Genomic DNA, 4,456 nt, shown 5'->3' with positions numbered 1-4,456 from the left:
ACGCCCGACAACACCCACGCCGTAGCCACGCTGGCCGCGATGCAGCTGGGCAAGCACGTGTACACACAAAAGCCACTGACGCACGATATTTACGAGGCCCGAATGCTGGGTCAGGCGGCCAAAAAATATAAGGTGATTACCCAAATGGGTAATCAGGGAGGATCGGGCAATGGCGTGCGGCGGATGAAGGAAATCTACGATTCTGGGATTATCGGTGAGGTACACAAGGTACTTTGCTGGACCAATCGCCCCGTGTGGCCGCAGGCGGTACCTACCGATACGGTGGACCCGATTCCCGAGGAGCTGGATTTTGATCTATGGCTCGGGCCCTCTCCCAAAGTACCCTACAATAAGGCGTATCTGCCCTGGAACTGGCGCGGCTGGTGGCCCTACGGTACGGGAGCGCTGGGAGATATGGCTTGCCACATCATGGACCCGGTGTACCGCATCCTGCCTATCCTATACCCTGTTTCGGTGGAATGCAGCGTGGGTGGTACCTGGACATTCACCCTACGCGAAAAAGACGATAATCCTGCCTGGACGCCCTTCACTACCTCCATTCACCTGGACTACCCCCGAAATGATGGCAACGGGAATATCAAAGTGAGCTGGTACGACGGCGGGATACTGCCGGAAAGGCCCGAGGAATTATTGCCCGGCGAGGAATTTGGCAACTCGGATGGCGGGGTACTTTTTATTGGTTCCAAGGGCAAGCTGCTGGCCGATTGTTACGGAGCCAACCCCCGGCTGCTTCCCCTGAAGGAAAATGAAATCATTAACATTCCCGAAAGCATTGCCCGCGTACCGAATGAGGACCACTATCTGCAATGGGTGAACGCATGTATGGAGGGCCACGGAAAGGGCGTTACGAGTTCGCCTTTCGAATACGCCGGGCCGTTTACAGAAAGTATCCTGATTGGGAATCTGGCGATCAGAAGCTGGATGCTGCGCGACAACCCCACGGCCAAGCGGTCGGCGGATAAGTACACGGGACGGAAAAAGCTATTCTGGGACGCGCAGAACATGAAGGTCACAAACTACGACGCAGCCAATCAGTTTGTAAAACGCGACTACCGCGACGGTTGGGGTGACTTGAAAGTCTGATTTTCAGTTGCCCATAAAAAAAGCCCCGCAACTACCAATGTTGCGGGGCTTTTTTGTACTTCTTTTTTGTACTTCTTATCGAATCATCGTGCCGTTGCCATCACCATCTTGATATCCAGCTTCGCACCGACTTCCAGAACATCCACCAAATCCTGCACGGCGAGGTTCTTGTCCACACGCAGCACCACGGTGCGCTCCTCCACGTTGGTGAAGATCGTCGCCAATTCCGACTCCAACTGTCCGGCGGGAATCTGGTCTTTGTCGATGAAGTAGTTTTTCTGGTCGTCCACCGACAACGTGATCTGCTTCTTGTACACCTGCTGCGACGACGACGCCTTGGGCAGCATCAGCTTGATGACGTTCGGGTTGGACATCGTGCTGATAATCAAAAAGAACAGCAGCAGAAAGAACATGATGTCGTTCAACGAGTGCGTAAACACTTCCGGGGCAAAGCGGGCTTTACGGCGTATTTTCACGTTTTAGAATTATGAATTATGAGATATGAGATATGAGACCCGGATGACCAAGACCTGGCACATATACCATAAAAAACGAAGAACAAAGTACGTTGCACTACCTCGATTCGATAGGACGCTGCAATACATCCAAAAAGTCCGAGGCGGCCATTTGGAGTTTCAGGGCGAAGCGGTCGATCTTCATGTTGAGAATGTGGTAGCCTGCGTAGGCGATCAGGCCGATGATGAGGCCGGAACCCGATGTAATCATCTTCTCGTACATCCCGCCCGAAATGGTGCTGATGTTGAAATCGTTGGAAATGGAAATATCGTAGAAAATGCGGATAATTCCGGCGATGGTTCCCACGAAACCCAACATGGGTGCGATACCGGCGATAACGCCGAGGAAGGGCAAACTACCCTCCATGCGCTGCAACTCGATTTGGCTGGCGTTTTCGATCGTGGACTCGATGTCCTTGATCGGGTAGCCGATGCGGCCCGTGGCGCGCTGAAAGATGCGCCCGGCGGCGTTGTTCTGGTTGCGGCACAGCGATTCGGCAGATTTAAGGTTGCCCTGTTGGATAAAATCCCTCACATTGTCCACGAACGACTGCTCGATTGTCGCATTTTTGTTGATCCCTATCCAGCGCTCGATTATCATCGCAATCGTGGCGACGAACAAAAAACCGAGGGGAAGCATGACCCAGCCGCCTTTTATCAATAAATCAAGAACCGAAAGGCCGTCACCCGAACCAGGGGTAACCATTGTGGAGTCAGTAAGTGCTTGCAGCAGCATTATTTTTTTGGGGTGAAGGGTGAGTGGTGAATCCGGCGGATTTGCGCTTCCGGCGGACAAGTCCTGAAATTAACGGCAGTGGGTATGCCTTATTGTTTGGGGAACAAAGATAGAAAAAATCCTTTCCGACGCGCAGATGGTTTCGTCAAATCATTATAAACGTCGATTGTTCAGGACCAGCGAGTGCCCTACCACTGTTTTCGCCCCGGCACCACGTGCCTTTTCAGAATCCGCTCGCCCTCCTTCTTTACTTCTGGCCTCTTCTTGAACGCCCAGATTTTCTCCCGCGCAGCGCGGTGCGCTTCCGTGAGGTCGATGATTGGTTCGGGATAGTCGGTGCCGAGGTGGAAACCATACATTTCCTGCTCCATCGTGGTCATAAGCCAGGGTTCGTGCAGGAAAGCGGGCGGACAGGCGGCCAACTCGGGTACCCATTTTAAAATAAAAGAGCCCGCTGGGTCGTGGTCGTGGGATTGCTTCACGGGGTTGTAGATCCGAGCGGTGTTGACGCCCGTCACGCCCGTCTGCATCTGAAACTGCGCGTAGTGAATGCCTGGCTCGAAGTCCAGAAAAAGCGTGGCCAGATGCACGGCCCCCGGCTTCCAGGGCTGCCACAGCAGGTGAGTTAGAAAAGACACCAGCATGGCCCGCATCCTGAAATTGAGATGGCCCGTCTCGTGCAGACAGCGCATACAGGCATCCACTAGGGGGAAACCCGTGCGCCCCTCGGCCCAGGCGCGGAAATGTTTTTGATCGAAAGTTTTGACCTGCGCATCGTAGGCGCGGTTGACGTTCTCGAACTCGATGCGGTCTTCACTCTCGAACTTTTGGATAAAATGGCAATGCCAGCGCAGCCGCGACCCGAACGAAATCAGGTTGCGCCGGGGAATCACCTCCTCGCGCAAGGCCAATTTGTAACGCTGAAATACCGTCCTAACCGACAAATTGCCCCACGCCAAATAAGGCGAGAGTCGCCCGCTACCCCGCCGACTGCTCTCGGGCTTGGAAATGGTGCGGCTATAATCGACAGCTCGTTCCTGAAAAAAGCTTTCCATATAGCGGTGGGCCGCAGCCTCACCGCCGGGCTGGAAGTTGTTGCTATGTGGTACGGGCTTCCAGCCCGTCTTTGGAAACTGAAAGTTGCGGTCAGTAGAGCTTTCTTCCAACGTACGATGCAGGTCTTCCCAACTCGTGATTTCGTCAGGCAGTTCGATTCGTGCAGAATCATACATCAGCCTTGGCAGAGCGGGCTGGGGGAGGGGCGCGTTCATGTAAGTGTGCCAATCTTCTTTCCAGGTTTTGCGGTTGGGGAGGCCACGCTGCACGCCGTTGTGCTGGTATTCTTGCCAAAGAATTTCATTTTCTTGACAAAAATCCGCTACCGCCTTGTCGCGATCGAAGGTGAGTTTTAGTCCCGTTTCCTCGTGGGAGTAAAGAGCCTGGATTGAGAATTGCTGATGTAATTTTTCCAGAACAGGAACCACTTCGCCCACAAGTTGCCGAACCTGGGTACCGTAGGCTTCAAGTTGCTGATCCAGGCAGCGCAGCGACTCTCCGACAAACCGCCAATGTCGCGCCGCGTAGTGCGGGTCGCGCAGCAGCGACGGTTCCCAGATGTAGAGCAGTAGCACTGAGTGGCCGTTTTCCAGCGCCGCTTTGAGCGGGGCGTGGTCTTGCAGGCGCAGGTCGCGCTTGAACCAGACAATATGTAAAGGGTGTGGGACACTCATTCCTGACAAACCAACCGGATGCGGCGAAGGTTGTTAAAACTACCGTACCCGGAAGGAATCAGATGGAGTTCGCTAACTCACTTTTTTCGAATTAGCACGCTTCCCAATTGCATGGCTTCTTTACCTACCACGTCGGTTGCCTTGACAGACAATAGATATTTCCCTGGCGCAAGGCGCAAAGTACCCCACGACACCTCCTGCAATTCGCCGATTTTTGTCTCCGCCACGGGTACTTTTTGGTCAAGAAATTTCTCGCCAATACTTACCCTCACCAACGACCCCTCGCTCCCGGACGGACAGCGCAGGTTCAGGGCTACTTCGTACTCTCCCGCTTCCACTACCTCGATATTCCACGTGACGGCGTCGTCGGT

At 54.0% G+C, this 4,456-nt stretch carries 4 protein-coding genes and 1 pseudogene; 1 reads left to right on the top strand and 4 read right to left on the bottom strand.

What is annotated here, in order from left to right; all coding sequences use genetic code 11:
* Positions 1–1,104 (top strand): Gfo/Idh/MocA family protein (locus tag ACEW8P_RS06300; protein ID WP_373512248.1); only part of this gene is annotated, 1,104 nt, incomplete at its 5' end.
* An 83-nt stretch (positions 1,105–1,187) separates the two neighbouring features.
* Here ACEW8P_RS06300 and ACEW8P_RS06295 read toward each other — a convergent pair.
* The 4 genes and pseudogenes from ACEW8P_RS06295 to ACEW8P_RS06280 form a co-directional block, all read right to left on the bottom strand.
* On the bottom strand, positions 1,188–1,580 hold the full coding sequence (locus ACEW8P_RS06295; protein WP_373512247.1) for an ExbD/TolR family protein: 393 nt from the start codon (positions 1,578–1,580) through the stop codon (positions 1,188–1,190).
* Positions 1,581–1,677: 97 nt separating this feature from the next.
* A complete protein-coding gene (locus ACEW8P_RS06290; protein ID WP_373512249.1) occupies positions 1,678–2,358 on the bottom strand; it encodes a MotA/TolQ/ExbB proton channel family protein in 681 nt (226 codons plus the stop codon).
* A 185-nt stretch (positions 2,359–2,543) separates the two neighbouring features.
* Positions 2,544–4,085: a deoxyribodipyrimidine photo-lyase/cryptochrome family protein gene (locus ACEW8P_RS06285; protein WP_373512246.1), complete on the bottom strand. Its 1,542-nt coding sequence runs from the start codon at positions 4,083–4,085 to the stop codon at positions 2,544–2,546.
* Between the two features lie 77 nt (positions 4,086–4,162).
* Positions 4,163–4,456: pseudogene (locus ACEW8P_RS06280) on the bottom strand (hypothetical protein); the annotation flags it as partial.

The organism is Persicitalea sp. (assembly GCF_041751555.1).
GTDB lineage: Bacteria > Bacteroidota > Bacteroidia > Cytophagales > Spirosomataceae > Persicitalea.
This window is presented reverse-complemented; position numbering and strand designations above follow the sequence as displayed.

Bases quoted from the DNA above. Each gene is read 5' to 3' on its own strand.
- ACEW8P_RS06285 (WP_373512246.1), bottom strand. From the start codon at position 4,085: ATGAGTGTCCCACACCCTTTACATATTGTCTGGTTCAAGCGCGACCTG.